This is a genomic window from Streptomyces sp. MBT53 (assembly GCF_016654115.1).
In the GTDB taxonomy this organism is placed as follows: domain Bacteria; phylum Actinomycetota; class Actinomycetes; order Streptomycetales; family Streptomycetaceae; genus Streptomyces.
Genome location: NZ_JAEQAZ010000285.1, coordinates 1 through 18432, shown reverse-complemented (window position 1 = coordinate 18432; position 18432 = coordinate 1). Strand labels below are relative to the sequence as shown.

Here is an 18432-nt window from a genome sequence, read left to right as displayed (position 1 = left end):
GGGGCGGGGGTGGGCGACGGCGCGGTGTGGGGGAGCTGGACCGCCGAGAGGGCCAGCGCGATGGTGATCCAGTTCAGCCAGGCGAAGTTGCCGGACAGGACCAGCCACAGCTGAGTGGCGATCATCAGAGACGCGGCGGCCGTCGCGACCGGCTGCGGGGTGAACAGCAGGACGGGCACGGCGAGTTGGGTGAGGTGGTTGGCGGCGACCTCGATCCGGTGCAGCGGGCGGGGGAGGTGGTGGAAGAACCAGCTCAGCGGGCCCGGCATCGGCTGGGTCTCGTGGTGGAAGTCCAGACAGGTCAGCTTCCGCCAGCAGGCGTCACCGCGCAGCTTGATCAGACCCGCGCCGAACTCGACCCGGAACAGGATCCAGCGCAGCAGGAACAGCACGACGATCGGCGGAGCCACCTCGTCGTTGCCGAGGAGGACGGCCAGGAAACCGACCTCCAGCAGCAGCGACTCCCAGCCGAACGCGTACCAGGTCTGGCCGACGTTGACGATCGACAGGTACAGCGCCCACGGCACCAGCCACGCCAACATCCCGCCCCAGAGCGGGAGTTCGGAGTCGAGCCCGGCGGCCAGCGCCACCGACACCGCGCAGCCCGTCCACGCGCAGACCGCGAAGAAGCGGTCGGTGTAGTGGAGTTGGAAGAGGCTCGGGGCCCGCCGGAACGGCATCCGGCGGACGAACCGGGGGACCGGCAGCATGCCGCGCTCACCGATCAGCGCACGGAACTGCAGCGCCGCCGTGAGGAACGCGACCAGATAGACCCCGGCCAGGGCCCGCTGGAAGACCAGCCGGCTCAGCCAGTAGTCGGGTGCGGTGAACCATCCCACGACCGTGCGCTCCTCCCTCCATCGTCACACCTCGGTCGACCGTCACTCTGTGTCTTCCATGTCTCCGGTTGCGTAACCCAAGCGGGTGAAGCAGACAATAGTGGCGAATCACCCGGCTTGAGGCGGGAGAACACGGTGCGCACATCGACCGGAACCATCGCCACGGCCTGCGCGCTCTCGGCGGCGCTCCTCGTCGCCGGCTGCGGCGGCGACGGCGCCCACGGCATGAAGTCGAGCGGCAAGGCCACGAAGTCGAGCGGCGAGGTCTTCCTGCAGCCCGTAGCGGCCCAGGGCCCCGACCCCTTCACGGACTCCACGGCCACCGCGCCGAGCACCCCACCGCGGGTCACCCGAACGCCGCAGTCGACGCCCACGCGGCCCGCGCCTTCCCGGCCGACACCCACCCGGACCGCTTCCCCCGCGCACACGCAGGCCGTCTCCGGCGCCACACCCGGCCTCTACGGCGGGACCGCGCGGAGCGGCAGCTGCGATGTCGAGCGGCAGATCGCGTACCTCACCCGCGACCAGGCGAAGGCCGGTGCCTTCGCGCAGGCCGAGGGGATCTCCCGGAGCGCGATCCCCGGCTATCTGCGCGGGCTGACCTCGGTCGTGCTGCGCGCCGACACCCAGGTCACCAATCACGGCTTCCGTGATGCCCAGGTGACCGGTTTCCAGTCGGTCCTCCAGGCCGGAACCGCCGTCCTCGTCGACAACCGGGGCGTGCCGCGCGTGCGCTGCGCCTGCGGCAACCCGCTCAAGGCGGGCGTGGCCGGCGGGAACTCCGGCAGCAGCGGGCGGGGCTGGTCCGGATACCGGCCCGCCGAGGTGGTCGTGGTGACGCCTGCGCCGCAGGTGATCACCAACATCACGATCATCAACATCGTCGACAACACCTGGATCGAACGGCCCCTCGGCCATCGCGGGCCGCACCACGACCATGTCGTACCGCCGCCGGTCCACGTGCCGCCGACCCGGCCCGGCACCACGCCGGCCCCGCACGGAAGCACGTCTCCGCGCCCGCACGACAGCCATTCCAGCACCCCGTCCAGTGGGACGAGTACGTCCCCGAGCGCCTCGCCGGGCCGGTCGCCGGACGCCGTGTCGAGTGCCTCCCCGAGCCCCTCGCCGAGCGACGAGAGCGCGTCCCCCGGTGACGGCCGTAGCACCGCCCCGGACAAGTCCACCACCGGCTGCGCGACCCCGACCGTCACCGTGACCCCAGGCGCGACGGGCGTGCCCGGCGGCTCGGCGGCCCGGATCCCCGCCCCCGGCGCCACGGCCTGCCCCACCGTCACCGTCACGGCCACGCCCATGACGGTCGCGCCCCAGCCCTCACAGGACCCCGGCTCCCCGGGCGAGATCGGCCCGCCCACCGTCCCGGAAACCCCCGATCAGCCCGACGGCGGCGGGCTGGTCCCCGGCGACGCCATCAGCAGCATCTTCGACAGCCCCACGGACGTCTTCGGCGGCTGACCGAGCGGTCGGCCGTAGCAGTCCGAGAAGTCGAATAGTCGGGCAAATCCTGGCAAGGTGGATCGCATGGTTGATCGGGGAGCGAGCGCCCTGTCACTCCCGGACGACTGGCCCGCCCACCCGGACCCGATCCTGGCGCTCAACCGCATGGGCAGCTTCGACTGGGACCTGGACAACGGCCTGTTCCACATGGACGCCCAGGCCCACGAGGTCTTCGACCTGCGCCCCGACGAATACGACGGACGCCCCGAGACCCTGGCGATCCGGGTGCCGCCCCCCGAGGGCTACCGGATCGACGGTCTCGTCTCCCAGGCGCTGAAGGACGGCAGCGAGAACTACGGCGTCTACTTCCGTATGCGGCTGCGTGACGGCACCCTGCGCTGGACCCACACCCAGGGCTACATCCGGCGTGACGAGACGGGCCGCCCGCGCCGGATCATCGGCATCGTCCGGGACGCCACCCAGGAACTCGCCGAGAACGCGGCCCGCCGTGAGCAGGCCGCCCAGGACGCGGCCCGGCGCGACCAGACCAACGTCGTCCAGCTCACCACCGCCGCCCTCGCGCACGCCCGGACCGTCCAGGACGTCATCGACGTCCTCCAGGACACCCACGGCCTCGTCCACCTCGGCGCGACCAGACTGGTCATGGGGCTGGTGGAGGCCGGCCGGATCCGCCTGGTCGCCGAGGGCAGTGTCGTACCCGGCAAGGAGATCCTCCGGATCGACGAGCCGTACCCGATGACGGAAGTCGTACGGACGCTCAGCCCGGCGTTCATCGAGTCGCCCGAGGAGTTCGCCGAGCGGTACCCGCTGCTGTGGCCGCACATCGCCGGACTGCACATCACCGCGGGCGCCTATCTGCCGCTGATCGCCCAGGCCCGGCCGATCGGCACGATGGGCCTGCTCTACAGCGACCGGCGCGGCTTCTCGGCGGAGGAGCGCAACGTGCTCGTCGCGCTGGGCAGCAGCATCGCGCAGAGCCTGCAGCGCGCCATGTTCTACGAGCAGGAGAAGGACCTCGCCCAGGGCCTCCAGCAGGCGATGCTGCCGCGCGCCATCCCGAGCGTGCCGGGCGCCGATGTCGCGGTCCGCTACCGGTCCGCGAAGCTCGGGCGGGACATCGGCGGCGACTGGTACGACCTGATCCCGCTGCCCGGTGGGCGGGTCGGCGCGGTCATCGGCGACGTCCAGGGCCACGACACGCACGCCGCCGCCGTCATGGGCCAGCTGCGGATCGTCCTCAAGGCCTACGCCGCCGAGGGGCACACCCCGGCCACCGTGATGGCCCGCGCCTCCGTCTTCCTGCACGAACTCGACACCGACCGCTTCGCCACCTGCCTCTACGCCGAGGCCGACCTGTCCACCGGAGTGGTCCAGGTGGTCCGGGCCGGTCATATCGACCCGCTGGTACGGCAGTTGGACGGGACCTGCCGACGGATGTCCGTCGTGGGCGGCCTGCCGCTCGGTCTGTCCGCGGAGTTCGGGCGGCTCGAATATCCCGTCTCCACCCTCGAACTCGACCCCGGCCAGACCCTGGTGCTGTGCACCGACGGCCTCGTCGAACAGCCCGGCGCGGATCTCGACGACGGACTCCAGACCCTCATCGCCCTCATCGCCTCCGGTCCCGACGACGTCCGCGACCTCGCCGACCTGCTCATCGACGTGGCCGAGGAACGCGGCGGCGAGGACGACGTGGCGCTGCTCCTGCTGCGCCGCCGAGGCCTCGACGCCCCGCGCTCCGGCGGCCGGCTCCAGCAGCACGTGGCGCCGGGCGACTCCGAGGCCCTCACCCAGGCCCGGCACATGATCCGGGCCGCGGTCCGGGCGTGGGGCTGGCGTGAGCGCGCCGACGAGGTCGAACTCGTCGCCGACGAACTGATCACCAACGCCCTGATGCACACCGAGGGCTCCGCGATCGTCACCCTCAGGGTCCTCACCGGCCCCGACCGCCGGCTGCGCGTCGAGGTCGAGGACTCCTCCAGCGCCCTCCCGCGCCGCCGTGAGGCGGGCGAGGACGGGGTCTCCGGGCGCGGTCTCCTTCTCGTCGACCTGCTCACGGACGTGTGGGGCGTGGAGGCGCGGGGCAGCGGCAAGTGCGTGTGGTGCGAGTTCGTGGTGCCGGACCGGAGCTGACCCCGCGCGCCACTGATGGCACCCTGGACGTATGCCGGAACTTCCCGAGGTCGAAGCGCTGAAGGACTTCCTGACCGAACACCTCGTCGGCCACGAGATCGTACGGGTGCTGCCCGTCGCCATCAGCGTCCTGAAGACGTACGACCCTCCGCCCACCGCGCTGGAGGGACACGAGGTGGTGGCCGTGCACCGGTACGGCAAGTTCCTGGACGTCGAGACGGACGGCGGCCCGCACTTCGTGACCCACCTGGCCCGCGCGGGCTGGCTGCACTGGAAGGACCGCCTCCCGGACGGCCCGCCCCGCCCCGGCAAGGGCCCGCTCGCGCTCCGCGTGGCCCTGGAGACCGGCGAGGGCTTCGACCTCACGGAGGCGGGCACCCAGAAGCGCCTGGCGGTGTACGTCGTGGCGGACCCGCGGTCCGTCCCGGGTGTCGCCCGCCTCGGCCCCGACCCGCTGGCCGACGACTTCGACGAGCCGTGCTTCGCCGGACTCCTCAAGGACGAACGCCGGCAGCTCAAGGGCGCGCTGCGCGACCAGACCCTGATCGCCGGGGTGGGCAACGCGTACAGCGACGAGATCCTGCACGCGGCGAAGATGTCCCCGTTCAAGCTCGCGTCGTCACTGACGCCGGCCCAGACGCACACCCTCTACGAGGCCCTGCGCACCACACTCACCGAGGCCGTCGAACGCTCCCGGGGCGTGGCCGCGGGCCGTCTGAAGGCGGAGAAGAAGAGCGGCCTGCGCGTCCACGGCCGCACCGGCCAACCCTGCCCGGTCTGCGGCGACACCATCCGCGAGGTCTCCTTCAGCGACTCGTCGCTCCAGTACTGCCCCACCTGCCAGACGGGCGGCAAACCGCTCGCGGACCGCAGGCTGTCGCGACTGCTGAAATAGGCGCGCCAACCGGCCCCGGCGGAGCGGGACTTCAGTGGGACATGAGCCGGACCAGTTGCCCGCCGTCGGCCGTCCGGACGTCGTAGTGGTCGATCTCGTCGGGGTGCATCGCGGCGCCGCCCTGCATCGTGATCATCGTGGCGTCGTGCGCGGGAACGTTCCAACTGGTCACGACCTGCTCGGAACCGTCCTTGCCGACGACCACGAGACGACAGGAGCGGGGGCCCGCGCCGTCCTTGATCTTGAGGGACACATCACTGCCGTAGTTCTCGTTCGCGGACGTGACCTGTGCCCACACGCCCGACTTGGCGTCGGTCGCGGTGAGTTGCACGGCCCCGTCGCCGCCCCCGGCGAACGTCGCCACCGCGGGGCCGCCCACGGCCAGTACCACCGAGGCGGCCACGGCGTAGAGAAAACGCCGCCGTCCGGCCCGCTGACGGGCGGACACCTCGCCGAGCAACCGGTCGAGCAGCCGGGGCCCGGGTTGCGCCATGGGGTGCACGTAGCGCGGCGTCGCACGCCGGTACAGCATCAACTGCCGTGAGGCGGGACCGAATTCGGTCACATGAGCCGCGCAGCTGGTGCACTCCATGAGGTGATCCTCGAAGCGGAAGGCCTCCGCCTCGTCCAGCACGCCGAGCGCGTACGCGCCGACGTCGCGATGCCTTTCCAGGGACCTCATGACGAATCCTCGTGCCGTTAGGTGCGGGTGGGGTTACTCCTTGCTCCCATCGGTACGCACCAGCCCGTCGAATCACTCAAGGCGCACACAGAATCGCCATCACGAATTCGTAGCGGTCGAACCCATGGATTGGTCCCTGTTTCAAAAAAGATGGATGGCGAGATGGCCGAGCGGCAGACCCAGCTGCCAGGCGGGCGTCCAGACCTTCGGCCCGTCGTCCTCACCGGTCACCGGACCGCCTCCCGGCACCGCGTCCAGATCGGGCGCGAGCAGCTCGGTCTCCTCCAGCCAGCGCCAGGCGTTCTCCGCCAGCGCCAGGTCCGGTGCGTCGACGCCGGCCTCGACCGCCTCCGCCGTCAACTTGGACATACGTTCCTGGACCCAGTCCTGCCACGGCTGGTCGTACGCCGTGAGCGAAAGCCAGGTCTCAAGTTGGGTGACCACCCTGATACCGGACAATTCACCGTCCGTGTCGGAGAGGAAGATGGTCAGCGCCAGCGCATCCCGTCCCGCACGGAACTCGAAGGACGTCGGCGGCATCAGGTCGCCGGTCCGCAGCAGTTCGTCGGCGATGTACTCGGCGTACAACCAGGCCATGGGGACGGTGAGTTCACCGCCGCCGGTGCCGTCCGTGCTCTCTTGACCTCTGTGCAGCATCCCTTCCTGCCTTCCTCCGGTGCGTGCGCGTCGCCCGACCCGAGGCTCCGTCAGGAACCCCGAGCCCCCCAGTCCGGAACACGGATGAGGACAGCCGATTACTCAACCAGGGTCCTGAGCAAGGCGCTTTACGGAGGTTTGACTAAGGAGTTGGTTTCACCGCAGGTCGGCCGCATAGCCGGGAAGCACCCGGCGCAGGGCGCGGAGCGCGTAATAGGCACGGGACTTCACCGTACCGGGCGGAATCCCGAGGGCCGCCGCGGCCTCCGCCACACTCGCCCCCTGGAAGTACACGAGCACCAGGACTTCCCGGTGCTCCGGAGTGAGAGTCTTCACAGCCTCCCGCACATCGAGCGTCGCCGCCGACCGTTCCGCGTGATCGGCACAGACCCGCGCGTTCTCCAGCACCGCGTCCCCGACCTCGGGCGGTCGCGCCTGCCGGGCCCGCCGCGCGTCGATGGCGAGCCGCCGGCCCACCGTCAGCAGCCAGGGCCGTACGGACTCGAAGTCGTCGGCGCGCAGGGCCTCGGGGTGCTGCCAGGCCCGTACCAGGGTCTCCTGGACGAGATCCTCGGCGCGCTGGCGGTCGCCGTCGCAGAGCCGGAGCAGCAGTGCGAACAGCGGCCTGCCGTGCTCGCGCTGCAGTGCGGCGAGCTCGTGCTCGGCGGTCGTTCCGTTGGTGAGCGTGGGTCCGGCCGTCATGGCCGTATGGCATCGCAGCGTGCGGCCCGGGGACAGGGCGCGCGCAGGGGGCTGCGGCGGACGGTCGATCGCGTCGACGAACGGTGCGACGAACGGTCCGCGCCGGCCGGCGATCCCCCACACGCGCACACCGGACGGGTCATCAGGGGCCCGAAGTCGTTTGCGGGGGCGCCGAGGTTCATACCTATCGGTGGGTAAATATGACCACAGTGGGGTGAATTGATGATCGCTCGCAGACGACAGGTGGCCGTCGCCCTGGTCGGCATTCTCGCCGCGGCCGCCGCCTGCCAGGCCCAGCACCACGACCCGAAGGCCGCCGGTCGCCCGGCACCCCCCGCCGCCCGCGGCTTCACCCTCGTCGCCGCCGGCGGCATCCTCCCGCACGGCGCCGTCCTCGACCGCGCCCGCTTCGACGCGGGCGGCACCGGCTACGACTTCGCGCCGATGCTCTCCGGCGTCCAGCCCCTCGTCTCCCGGGCCGACCTGGCGCTCTGTCACATCGAGACGGCCTACGGCGACCGCACCGGCGCCCCGTTCTTCGACTCCCCGCCCGAGGAGGCCCGGGCCCTCGCCGCGACCGGCTACGACAGCTGCTCCACAGCCTCCGACCACAGCCTGGACGACGGTCCCTTCGGCATCCAGCACACCCTCGACACCCTCGACGGCGCCGGCGTCCGGCACGCGGGAACGGCGCGCGGCGACGCCGAGGCGCGCACGGTCACACTGCTGCGCGCCGGGCCCGCGAAGGTCGCCCACCTCGCCTACACCGCGGGCACGAACGGCGTCCCGCTCCCGGCCGGCGAGCCCTGGTCCGTCAACCTCCTCGACCCCGCCCGCGTCCTCGCCGACGCCCGCGAGGCCCGGCGCGCGGGCGCCGACGTGGTCGTCGTCTCCGTGCGCTGGGGCACACCCGGCCAGGACGCGCCCGACCCGCAACAGGTCGCCCTGGCCGGGGAACTCACCGCCGCCCGCACCGACGGCCGACCCGACATCGACCTGATCCTCGGCACCCACGCCCGCACCCCGCAGGCGTACGAGAAGGTCAACGGCACCTGGGTGGTCTACGGGCTCGGGGACCAGGTCACCGGCGAGATGTTCGACAACGCGGGCACCCAGGACCCCGGCGGCAACACGAGCACCCTCGCCCGCTTCACCTTCGTACCGCCCGCCCGGCCCGGCGCGCGGTGGGAGGTGGCGAAGGCGGAGTTCGTCCCGCAGCTGTTCGACGTCGACGCCGGCCGGGTGGTCGACGTGAACCAAGCGATCGCCCAGGGCGCCGAGTTGACCGGGGACCGCGACCGCATCCGCGAGGTGGTGCTGAGCCGGGGCGCGGCGAAGGACGGGCTGGTGATGGGGAAGTAGCGGACGGTCAGTCCACGTCCACGTGGTCGAAGGTCTTGAGGATCTCGGTGAGCACCCGCACGCACGCGCTGACCTCGGCGTCGGTCAGATCGCCGCCGACCTGGCGGTTGAGGGAGTGTTCGCGGCCGAGGACGGACGTGATGATCGACCGGCCCTCCTCGGTGAGCCGGATCAGGGAGGACCGCTGGTGCGCGGGGTTGGGCGTGACCTCCACCCAGCCGTGGTCCGCCGCCTCGTTGGTCATGCGCTGCACGAACTGCCGGCTCAGGGCCAGGGTCCGGCCCATCTGGGGCACCGTCAGGGGCCCGTGCTGTCGCAGCAGGTCCAGTACGGCGCGCACGCCGACGGAGACCCCCTCGACCGGTTCGCCCTGCTCGACCTTGCGCAGGGCGCGCCGGTAGAGCGGGCCCACCAGGTCGAAGACCTCGGTGAGGCGGTGGCCGAGTTCGTCGGGGGAGAGGGGAGCGGAGTCGTTCACGGCCCCATCATGACACCTGGGTTGCCAACCCTCCCCAAAGATGACACCTTGGTTGTCATGACGGCTGCTTCGGAACTTGCTTCGGAACTGAGCTTCTTCGCATCTGCCGACGGGGACCTCGCCTACCGTGACGTGGGCACCGGCGACCCCGTGGTCCTCCTCCACTCCGGCTTCGCCGACCACCGCGTCTTCGACGACCAGATACCGGTCCTCGCCCGCGACTTCCGCGTCATCGCCCCGGACATCCGCGGTCACGGCTTCTCGGCCAACGCGAGCAGGCCGTTCCGCTGGGCCGACGACCTCGCGGGACTCCTGCACCACCTCGACCTGGGTCCCGCCGTCCTGGTCGGCCTGTGCATGGGCGCGGCCGTCGCCACCGACACCGCGCTGGAACACCCCGAACTGGTCCGGGCGATCGTCGTCTCCGGCGCCGGCACCAGCGCGTTCGAGTACACCGACCCCCAACTGCTCGAACGCCAGGCCCGCGTCGGGCAGTTGCTCGCCGCCGGTGACCTCGCGGGCTGGCTCGACCACTTCGCCGAAGGCGTGGCGGGCCCCCACCGCGAGGTGGCCGAGGTCGACGCGTCCGTCGTCCGACGCCTGCGCGAACTGACCACGCACACGCTCCTCAAGCACACACCCGGCGAGAAGGACTGGTACGTCCCGCTGGGCGACCCGTGGCCCCGCGTCCCGAAACTCGACGTCCCGGTCCTCGCGATCAACGGCGCCCTCGACTGGCCCGACAGCCTCGCCATGGCGAACCGCTTCACCGACACGGTCCACAACGGCCGCTCGACCACGGTCGAGGGCGCCGCCCACTACCCGAACATGGAGAAGCCCGAGGAGTTCAACGCGATCCTCCTGGACTTCCTGCGCTCCCTCTGACGGCGCCCTACGGCACCACCGTCACCGGCCACCGCCCCGCCTTCACCAACCGCACCGCGACCGACCCGATGATGCGGTGGCCGGCCTGTTCGGAGGCGCCGACGACGACCGCGTCGGCCTTCAGCTCGTCGGCGGCCTTCACCAGGCCGCCGTAGGGGTCGCCACGGAACGTGTGGAACTCCCAGCGGATGTCGAATATCCCCTTCACCCGCTCGGTCTCCTGCCGGATCTGGGCGACCAGATCCTCGGCGATCTCGTCGGTCGTCTCTGCGACCGGCGCCCCCACGGCCGCGCCCGCCGCCAGCACCGGCTGCACGTACACGATGGCGAGCAGCGCGTGCTGCCGCCGCGCCATACCCGCGGCATATGCCGCGGCCCGCAACGAGGACTCGGAGCCGTCCACCCCGACCACGATGACCTTGGGCCCGTCCGTGCCCCGCTCGAACTGAGTTGGCTGCTGTTCCGTCACGGCTGGCAGGCTATCGGAACCCGCAGGTCCCGAACCTGACCGGGGAGCTCTCGACGGGCGAGGTGACCGCCCTGTTCCTACAGTCGGAAGCATGACTGCCACCGTGGAGGCGCCCGGGTCCAAGGACACCAGGGCTCCGGTACGGCCGCCCGGCCACGGCCTCCTCAGCAGGGTGCCGGAGGGCTTCGCGACCTTCTTCGGCGCCCTCGGCCTGCTCTGCGTGCTGCTGGCCTTCATCGCCCCGCTGCGCCGCGTCCTGCGCCCCGTGGTCCGCTTCCTCGACCTCCTCATCGTCCCCGTCAGCGCCAACCTCGCCTACGCCGTCTTCCTGTTCCTGCTGGCCGCCGCGACCGCCGCCCGCAAGAAGATCGCCTGGTGGCTGGTCGTCGTCTACCTGGGCCTGCTCGTCCTGACCGACGTCCTGGGCGTGGCCCTCGGCCTGTACGCCGAGTCCCTCCCGTCCCTCATCGTCTGCGCCCTGCTGCTGGTCCTGCTGATCGTCGCCCGCAAGCAGTTCTACGCCGCCTCCCGCCGCGCGGCCGTACGACGAGCCCTCGCCGTCCTGTTCGCCGGACTCGCCGTCGCGATCCTGGCCGGCTGGGGACTGGTCTCCCTGTTCCCCGGCACGCTCCCCGAGAGCCAGCACCTGGGCTGGGCCGCCGACCGGGTCTGCGGCGGCCTGGTCTCGGGCCGTTCCTTCAACGGCCGTACGCCCCGGGCCGTGTCCTTCCTCCTCGGCCTGTTCGGCGCCCTGGCCCTCCTCAACTCGGCCACTGTCCTCTTCCGCTCCCAACGCCTCGAAGCGGCCCTCCACGGCGACGAGGAGGACCGCATCCGCGCCCTCCTCAAGGCCTACGGCGGCCAGGACTCCCTCGGCTACTTCGCCACCCGGCGCGACAAGGCCGTCGTGTTCTCGCCCAGCGGCAAGGCCGCCGTCACCTACCGCGTCGAGGCCGGCGTCTGCCTCGCCAGCGGCGACCCGGTCGGCGACCGCGAGGCCTGGCCGCACGCCATCGCCGCCTGGCTCGACCTGGCCCGTCGGCACGCCTGGGCCCCCGCGGTCATGGGCGCCTCGGAGGACGGCGCAAGAGCCTTCGCCCGCGCGGGACTTGGTGCCCTTCAACTGGGCGACGAGGCGATCCTCCACGTCGCCGACTTCGACCTCGCAGGACGCGACATGCGCGTCACCCGCCAGGCCGTGGGCCGCGTCCGCCGCGCCGGTGCCACCTGCCGTATCCGCCGCCACGCCACCCTCACCGACGCGGAGATGGAGGAGGTCGTCGACCGCGCCGACGCCTGGCGCGACACCGAGACCGAACGCGGCTTCTCCATGGCCCTGGACCGTCTCGGCGACCCGGCCGACGGCGACTGCCTCCTCGTCGAAGCACTCGGCGAGGACGGCAAGTTGCTCGCCCTGCTCTCCCTCGTCCCCTGGGGCACAGACGGCGTTTCCCTCGACCTGATGCGCCGCGACCGCACCGCCCCCAACGGCGTCATGGAGTTCATGGTCGCCGAACTCTGCGCAGCCGCCCCGAAGTTGGGCGTCCACCGGATCTCCCTCAACTTCGCCGTGTTCCGCTCGGCCTTCGAGGAGGGCGCCCGCATCGGCGCGGGCCCGGTCCTGCGCCTGTGGCGCCGACTGCTCCTGTTCTTCTCCAAGTGGTGGCAACTGGAGGCCCTTTACCGCTCCAACGCCAAGTACCACCCCGAGTGGTACCCCCGCTTCATCTGCTACGGCGAGACCGCCTCCCTGGCCCGGATCAGCCTCGCCTCCGGTATCGCAGAGGGCTTCGTCTCCGTACCGTCGCTGCGTCAACTCTGGGGAAAGGGGCACCAGAAGAGCGGACAGCGGCCCGCGACCACGGCGGGTCTGCCGTCCCTGTCGGCGCTCGGCCTCGACGGCGGGGACGAGGCCGGGACCGACGGCCCGGACGGCGCACTGCCCGAACAGGTCCGCGTCCGGCACCGCACCCTCGACCGCCTCATCGCCACCGGCACCGACCCCTACCCGGTCGGCGTCCCGCGGCGCACCCACACCCTCGCCGAGATCCGCGCGGGGGACCAAGTCACCGTCGCCGGGCGGGTGATGAGGGTGCGCGACCTCGGCGGCATCGTCTTCCTCACCCTGCGCGACTGGTCCGGCGACCACCAACTCGCCCTCACCCGCGCCGAGTCGGGTCCCGCCCTCGACCGTTTCACCGCCGACACCGACATCGGCGACCACATCACCGCGACCGGCCGCGCGGGCACCAGCGACAAGGGCGAACCCACCGTCTTCGTCACCTCCTGGCAGCTCACCGGCAAGTGTCTGCGCCCGCTGCCCGACAAACGCCGGGGCCTCACCGACCCCGAGGCCAAGGTCCGCATGCGTTACCTCGACCTGGTCGCGAGCCCCGCCGCCCGCGACGTGGTCCGCGCCCGCTCCACCGCCGTACAGGCCCTGCGCCAGGGCCTGTTGGAGCGCGGGTACCTGGAGGTGGAGACCCCGATGCTCCAGCAGATCCACGGCGGCGCCAACGCCCGCCCCTTCACCACCCACATCAACGCCTACGACCTCGACCTCTATCTGCGCATCGCCCCCGAGCTGTACCTCAAGCGCCTCTGCGTCGGCGGCCTGGAGAAGGTCTTCGAGATGGGCCGCACCTTCCGCAACGAGGGCGTCTCCTACAAGCACAACCCCGAGTTCACGATGCTGGAGGCCTACCAGGCGTACGCCGACTACGACGTGATGCTCGACCTCGCCCGCGAGCTGATCCAGGGCGCGGCCACCGCCGCCTTCGGTTCGCCCGTCGCGCGCAAGGACGGCGAGGAGTACGACATCTCGGGGGTCTGGCCCGTGAAGACCGTGCACGGCGCGATCTCCGAGGCGCTCGGCGAGGAGATCGACGCCGACACCGAACTGGCCCGCCTGCACCTGCTGTGCGACCGCGCGGGCGTGCCGTACGGCGCCGACGACGGCCGCGGGGACGTCGTACTGGAGATGTACGAGCGGCTGGTGGAGGAGCCGACCCGGCTGCCGACCTTCTACAAGGACTTCCCGACCGACGTCTCCCCGCTCACCCGCCAGCACCGCACCGACCCGCGTCTGGCCGAACGCTGGGACCTGGTCGCCTTCGGCACCGAACTCGGCACCGCCTACTCCGAACTGACCGACCCCGTCGAACAGCGCCGCCGCCTCACCGCCCAGTCGCTGCTGGCCGCCGGGGGAGACCCCGAGGCGATGGAACTCGACGAGGACTTCCTCGACGCCCTCGAATACGCGATGCCGCCCACCGGGGGACTCGGCATCGGCGTGGACCGACTGGTCATGTTCCTCACGGGCCTGACGATCCGTGAGACGCTGCCGTTCCCCCTCGTCCGGCGCCGCTGAGCGTCCGGACGCTGGGCCGGGCGGGTGTTTTCCTGCCGCCGCACCGGTGTTGCCGTGGGGCGGCGGTGTCCGTCCGGGCGACTGATGAGTCATGAAGAAGGATCAGTCGCTCACGCGCCGACGGGCCCTGCTCGCCGGCGCCGCCGCCGTCGGGGCGGCCGGCACCGCCGGTCTGCTGTACTCCGGACTCTCGGACGACGCCCCCGTCCGGGCCGCCGCACCCGCCGCCGGGCCCCCACCGCGCCTCGCGCGCAAGCCCTCCGCCTACCGCCTCCAGCCCGTGGCCGGATACGGCGCACCCCACACCACCCTCGCCCACGTCCCGGTACGGCACGAACCCTTCCTGCGCATGTCCGGACGCGGCAACACCATGGTGCTCACCTTCGACGACGGACCAGACCCCCGCTACACCCCGCACATCCTGGACACCCTCGCCGAGTACGACGTCCGTGCCACGTTCTTCGTGTGCGGCGAGATGGCCGACTGGAACCGGGACATCCTGGGCCGGATGTCCGACGAGGGCCATGTCGTCGGCAACCACACCTGGTCGCACCCCCTGTTGACCAAGCTGACCCGCGGTCAGATCCGCTCCGAGATGGAACGCACCAGCGATGTCATCGAGGACGCCTACGGGGAACGGCCCCTGTGGTTCCGCGCGCCCTACGGCGCCTGGAACCGGGCGGCCTTCCAACTCGGCTCCGAACTGGGCATGGAACCCCTCGCGTGGACCGTCGACACCCTCGACTGGGACACACCCGGCGTCCGGCACATCGTCAACGCGGTCGAGGACGGCGCCGCCCCCGGCGTCGTGGTGCTCTCGCACGACGCCGGGGGCGACCGTTCCCAGAGTGTGAAGGCGCTGCGCGAATATCTGCCGCACCTGCTCGACTCCGGCTATCACATGACTTTGCCGCGCCGCCGGACCACTTGACGGGTTGACGGGTCTTCGCCCGCCCGGCCGGGGAAACGCTCAGCGCACCTCGACCAGGCGGGCGAAGACGACGACATTCCCGTCGTAGCCGTTCTGCTTGGAGAAACCGCCGCCGCACGTGATGACGCGCAGTTCCGGAGTTCCCTTGGAGGCGTAGACGCGGTCGCCGGGGAAGTTGCTCTTCTCGAAGACCTCGATGCCGTAGATCTCGAATACGGCCGTCTTTCCGTCCTTGCGCTCGACCTCGACGCGATTTCCCTTCTTGAGGGCCCCGAGTCCGTAGAACACGGCGGGGCCCATTTTGTTGTCGACATGGCCGACGACGACCGCCGTGCCCTTCTCGCCGGGGGAGACGGCGCCGGTGAACCAGCCCGCCAGGTTCGGGTCCTCGGGCGGCGGGGCGCCGACCCAGCCGTCCGCGTCCAGGCCGACCGGCATGATCGGTGCGTCGACGCGGATCGCCGGGATCCGCACCCGGTCGGCGACGGAGTACGGGAGCGGGGCCGGGGCCTTGCCGAAGGTGCCGACGCCGGTGCGGCTGTCGGCGGCTGCCGCCGAAGCCGGCTGCGGCGGCCCCACATCGAACTCTCCCGAACCATTCCGAATGAGCGCGAGACCGGTCAGCAGAACAAGCGCTATCACTCCCCACGGGGCGCGCTTCTTCTGCCGCTCCTCCTCTTCGGCAAGCTCGGACAGCTCGGACGCAGACATTCGCCATCCCCTCTCGACGTGGCCGTCGCCACGTCAATCGCGCATACGAGAACGCTAAGTCCCGAATGCGGAACCGGCGACGGGGCAGGCGCGAACGGGTGGCCCGGACATCCTTATGTGCGCCATATGAGGAGAGGGCGGCAGGTTTTTTCTGACGGTCCGTGACCTGCGGCAATATCCGATTGTCAGGTCTCGCTTCGGCGTGTCCTCTCACCAGGACGGACCATTCCCGAAATGCGGGCGCGTGCAAGGCATCTGAGGGTGCGTCTGGGAGGCGTTTTCTCGCCGATCGACCGGGGACGGGTCCCGGGGCGCCTTCCGCGGAGGATGACATGCGTACAACTCGTGCTCTGGCTGCCGCCGGTGCCGCGGTGGCCGTCCTGGGGCTCGCCGCCCCCGTGGCCCTCGCGGACGGCATGGGGGAGAGCCCCAGCAACATCGTCGCCCTGCCCAGCGTGATCGCCCGCGGCGGCCAGCTGACCGTGACGGTCGACGGCTGCTTCACCGGCGCCACCGCCAACTCGCCCGGCTTCGAACGCCCCGCGAACCTGTCCTCGCTCGTCGGCGGGGCCGGCCAGACCGCCAGCGGAACGGCGCGGATCAGCCGGAACGCCGGCCCGGGCCCGTACAGCATCACCGTGCGCTGCCGGAACGGTTCCGTGCTGACCCGGGACTCCGCCTACACCGTCCTCGGCGGTGTCCGTGGCGGTCTCGGCGGCAGCAGCGCCACCGGGGCGACCCCGACCGACATGGCGATCGGCGGCGGCCTGGTCGCCGCGGCCGTCGTGGGCGGCGGGGTCTTCTGGATGCGCCGCCGCACCGAGCGCGCCATCTGACCTCCTCCCCTTCGGAGGTCGAGGCGCACGGAACAGGCCTTCGCCCCGGACCCTTTCGGGTTCCGGGGCGAAGGCCTGTGCGGGTGGTGCGGCGGTCAGGCGCCGTCCTCTCCGGTACGGCGACGGGAGAAGTGGTACGCCGCTCCGACCGAGCCCGCGATGAGGGCCGCGCCGATGCCGAGCTCCTTGAGGTCGAAGCCGGCGATGCTGCCGCCCTCACCGGCCCGTACCCCCCGGGGCATCTGCTGCGACGGCTGGAGCGGCTGGATGTTGTTGTTGGTCCGGCCGGAGGCGATGGTCAGACTCGTGGAGCCGCTCTCGCCGCCGCACGTGAACGTCACCTGGTACACCGCGCCCGGCCTGGCGTCCCAGTCGACCATCGCGGTCGCCGAGGACTGGCCCGGCGAGATCCTGACGGTGTCGAAGATGCCGGAGGAGACCGTGGCGGAGCCCCGGCAGCCGCCGCTGTCGCGGTCGATCTGCAGGGTCACCTGGCCGCCCGCCGCGATCGTCGAGGGCAGGACGCTGAAGCCGAACGGCGTGATGTTGTGGTTGCCGTCGCCCTTCGCGACGGCGGCCGGCGCCGCGAGGGCGAGGGCGCTGATGCCCAGCAGAGCGGCCGAGGCGACGCGTATCGCGCGCATGGTGATTCCTCCGGGTCCCCGAGGAGCAGCCGCGGACCTTTTCCGCCGGCGCCGAAAATGCACCTCGATGTCCGAAACGCTAGGAACATGTGTGCGCTCCCGCGATCCCAGTCGCGCGAATGGGGCAACCGTGTGGGCCGCACAGGGGACGCCGTTCCTGCGACCGGGGGACGCCCGCGGCGCGGCGGACGTCCCCCGGCGGGTGGTCCCGGTGAGGGGCCGTCAGCCCTTGATGTGCGGGAAGAGGTTCAGGAACGGCTCCGCGGAGGCCGTGATGCCACGGCTGTAGGGCGCGTCGAAGTCCCAGATCAGGAACAGCAGGAAGGCGATCAGCGCCGAGAACAGACCGGCGAGGATCAGCTCCCGTGTCGTACGCCGGATCTGCAGCGCGAAGACCATCCCGATGGTGATCACGGCCCCGGCGAGCAGCCCGAACCACACCACCGACGGCATGGTCGCCCCGGTGGAGTTGGAGCGGGCGCTGCGTGCCGAGTCCAGGGCGCCCACCTGGTCGACGAGCGGCTGGTAGGCCTGCGCCTGGAAGTCGGTCTTCGGCTGGTAGTCCGTGACATCCGCGCGGATGCGCTCCAGGAGGTCGGCGCCGCGCTGGGTGAGCTTCTCGTGGTCGGCCATCGTCTTCCACTCGACGTTGACGACCTGTGAGACGTACGCCTCGACGTCGGCCCGGACCCGGTCGCGCTCGTCCGCCGGATAGACCCGCACCCGCTCCGAGATCTCGTGCAGCGCCTGTGCCTCCGCCTGCACATGGTCCTGGGCGGCGCTGCGGGCCTCCCAGACACCGGCGATCGCCAGACCCAGGACGATGGCGTACACCACGCCGATCCACATCGTCATGTACTCGATGACGTCCGGGGTCTCGCTGGGGTCCTCGTCCTCGGACGCCGCGCGTTCGCGCAGAAAGGTGACGATGACGACGACGACACAGGCCGCCGCCATCGCGAGGGCGAGAACAAGCCATTCCGACAAGGGGTTCCTCCGGGGATCAGCGCGGACGCAGCGCGGCGATGGCGACCACCGCGGGCATGGTGATGAGCAGGACGTAGACGACCGGCGACGTCCGGCTGGGAGCGGGCCGCGGGTGCGGCTGGGCGTGGTACTTCGGATAACTCACCGGGGTCGCCGCGGGATGCGGGGCGGGCCTGGGTACGGGCTTCGGCTTCGGCGGCGGGGTCGGTGTGGGCGTGGGTGTCGGGGCCGGCCGGGGCAGCGGAGCCGCCGGTGCCGGACGCGGTGCCGGAGCGGGCGGCGGAGGCGTGGGCTTCGGCGTGGGCCGCGGCTTAGGGGTCGGCGTCGGCCGGGGTGTCGGAGTCGGGGTGGGCTTCGGCTTCGGCGGGGGCGGCGGTG

General features: G+C 71.5%; 18 protein-coding genes. 8 read left to right on the top strand and 10 right to left on the bottom strand.

Going from position 1 to position 18432, the window contains the following annotated elements; all coding sequences use genetic code 11:
* Positions 1-839: lipase maturation factor family protein (locus JHN45_RS48265; protein ID WP_201055794.1), on the bottom strand; the 839-nt coding region annotated here is incomplete at its 3' end.
* 135 nt (positions 840-974) lie between these two features.
* Here JHN45_RS48265 and JHN45_RS48260 point away from each other — a divergent pair.
* The 3 genes from JHN45_RS48260 to JHN45_RS48250 all read left to right on the top strand — a co-directional run bounded on the left by JHN45_RS48260 (position 975) and on the right by JHN45_RS48250 (position 5340).
* Positions 975-2312, top strand: coding sequence for a DUF6777 domain-containing protein (locus JHN45_RS48260; protein WP_200714529.1), 1338 nt, complete (start codon positions 975-977; stop codon positions 2310-2312).
* 66 nt (positions 2313-2378) lie between these two features.
* Complete coding sequence (locus tag JHN45_RS48255; RefSeq protein WP_200714530.1) at positions 2379-4445, top strand: SpoIIE family protein phosphatase; 2067 nt, start codon at positions 2379-2381, stop codon at positions 4443-4445.
* A 31-nt stretch (positions 4446-4476) separates the two neighbouring features.
* Positions 4477-5340: an Fpg/Nei family DNA glycosylase gene (locus tag JHN45_RS48250; protein ID WP_201055793.1), complete on the top strand. Its 864-nt coding sequence runs from the start codon at positions 4477-4479 to the stop codon at positions 5338-5340.
* A 31-nt stretch (positions 5341-5371) separates the two neighbouring features.
* Here JHN45_RS48250 and JHN45_RS48245 read toward each other — a convergent pair whose 3' ends face one another.
* From JHN45_RS48245 to JHN45_RS48235, 3 genes are all read right to left on the bottom strand, one after another.
* A complete protein-coding gene (locus JHN45_RS48245; protein WP_200714532.1) occupies positions 5372-6022 on the bottom strand; it encodes a zf-HC2 domain-containing protein in 651 nt (216 codons plus the stop codon).
* Positions 6023-6163: 141 nt separating this feature from the next.
* Positions 6164-6679 carry a hypothetical protein gene (locus JHN45_RS48240; protein WP_200714533.1) on the bottom strand — a complete coding sequence of 172 codons (516 nt, stop codon included), beginning with the start codon at positions 6677-6679 and terminating at the stop codon, positions 6164-6166.
* Positions 6680-6835: 156 nt separating this feature from the next.
* The gene (locus JHN45_RS48235) at positions 6836-7381 is read right to left on the bottom strand and encodes a sigma-70 family RNA polymerase sigma factor (RefSeq protein ID WP_043670802.1); all 546 of its coding nucleotides are present in this window, start codon (positions 7379-7381) and stop codon (positions 6836-6838) included.
* A gap of 222 nt (positions 7382-7603) precedes the next feature.
* Here JHN45_RS48235 and JHN45_RS48230 point away from each other — a divergent pair, with 222 nt between their 5' ends.
* Positions 7604-8743, top strand: a complete 1140-nt coding sequence (locus JHN45_RS48230) for a CapA family protein (protein ID WP_201055791.1) — start codon at positions 7604-7606, stop codon at positions 8741-8743.
* 7 nt (positions 8744-8750) lie between these two features.
* Here the strand turns inward: JHN45_RS48230 and JHN45_RS48225 are convergent, their stop codons facing one another.
* The gene (locus JHN45_RS48225; RefSeq protein ID WP_201055789.1) at positions 8751-9221 is read right to left on the bottom strand and encodes a MarR family winged helix-turn-helix transcriptional regulator; all 471 of its coding nucleotides are present in this window, start codon (positions 9219-9221) and stop codon (positions 8751-8753) included.
* Positions 9222-9278: 57 nt separating this feature from the next.
* Here JHN45_RS48225 and JHN45_RS48220 point away from each other — a divergent pair, with 57 nt between their 5' ends.
* Positions 9279-10106 (top strand): alpha/beta fold hydrolase, encoded by an 828-nt coding sequence (locus tag JHN45_RS48220; RefSeq protein ID WP_201055787.1) that lies wholly within the window; start codon positions 9279-9281, stop codon positions 10104-10106.
* A 7-nt stretch (positions 10107-10113) separates the two neighbouring features.
* Here the strand turns inward: JHN45_RS48220 and JHN45_RS48215 are convergent, their stop codons facing one another.
* Positions 10114-10575, bottom strand: a complete 462-nt coding sequence (locus JHN45_RS48215) for a universal stress protein (protein ID WP_201055785.1) — start codon at positions 10573-10575, stop codon at positions 10114-10116.
* Between the two features lie 91 nt (positions 10576-10666).
* On the opposite strand from JHN45_RS48215, the gene lysX reads away from it, so the two are divergent.
* Positions 10667-13945 carry a bifunctional lysylphosphatidylglycerol synthetase/lysine--tRNA ligase LysX gene (gene lysX, locus JHN45_RS48210; protein WP_201055784.1) on the top strand — a complete coding sequence of 1093 codons (3279 nt, stop codon included), beginning with the start codon at positions 10667-10669 and terminating at the stop codon, positions 13943-13945.
* Between the two features lie 91 nt (positions 13946-14036).
* Positions 14037-14876: a polysaccharide deacetylase family protein gene (locus JHN45_RS48205; RefSeq protein WP_200714539.1), complete on the top strand. Its 840-nt coding sequence runs from the start codon at positions 14037-14039 to the stop codon at positions 14874-14876.
* A 39-nt stretch (positions 14877-14915) separates the two neighbouring features.
* Here JHN45_RS48205 and JHN45_RS48200 read toward each other — a convergent pair whose 3' ends face one another.
* Positions 14916-15587 (bottom strand): class F sortase, encoded by a 672-nt coding sequence (locus JHN45_RS48200; protein WP_201055782.1) that lies wholly within the window; start codon positions 15585-15587, stop codon positions 14916-14918.
* Between the two features lie 332 nt (positions 15588-15919).
* Here JHN45_RS48200 and JHN45_RS48195 point away from each other — a divergent pair, with 332 nt between their 5' ends.
* The gene (locus JHN45_RS48195) at positions 15920-16423 is read left to right on the top strand and encodes a hypothetical protein (protein WP_200714540.1); all 504 of its coding nucleotides are present in this window, start codon (positions 15920-15922) and stop codon (positions 16421-16423) included.
* A 95-nt stretch (positions 16424-16518) separates the two neighbouring features.
* Here the strand turns inward: JHN45_RS48195 and JHN45_RS48190 are convergent, their stop codons facing one another.
* From JHN45_RS48190 to JHN45_RS54265, 3 genes are all read right to left on the bottom strand, one after another.
* Complete coding sequence (locus JHN45_RS48190) at positions 16519-17067, bottom strand: hypothetical protein (RefSeq protein ID WP_201055780.1); 549 nt, start codon at positions 17065-17067, stop codon at positions 16519-16521.
* Between the two features lie 222 nt (positions 17068-17289).
* Entirely contained in the window at positions 17290-18054 is a 765-nt protein-coding gene (locus tag JHN45_RS48185) for a DUF4239 domain-containing protein (protein WP_234469040.1), read from the bottom strand.
* A gap of 16 nt (positions 18055-18070) precedes the next feature.
* On the bottom strand, positions 18071-18199 hold the full coding sequence (locus JHN45_RS54265; protein WP_268982486.1) for a hypothetical protein: 129 nt from the start codon (positions 18197-18199) through the stop codon (positions 18071-18073).
* Positions 18200-18432: the final 233 nt, after the last annotated feature.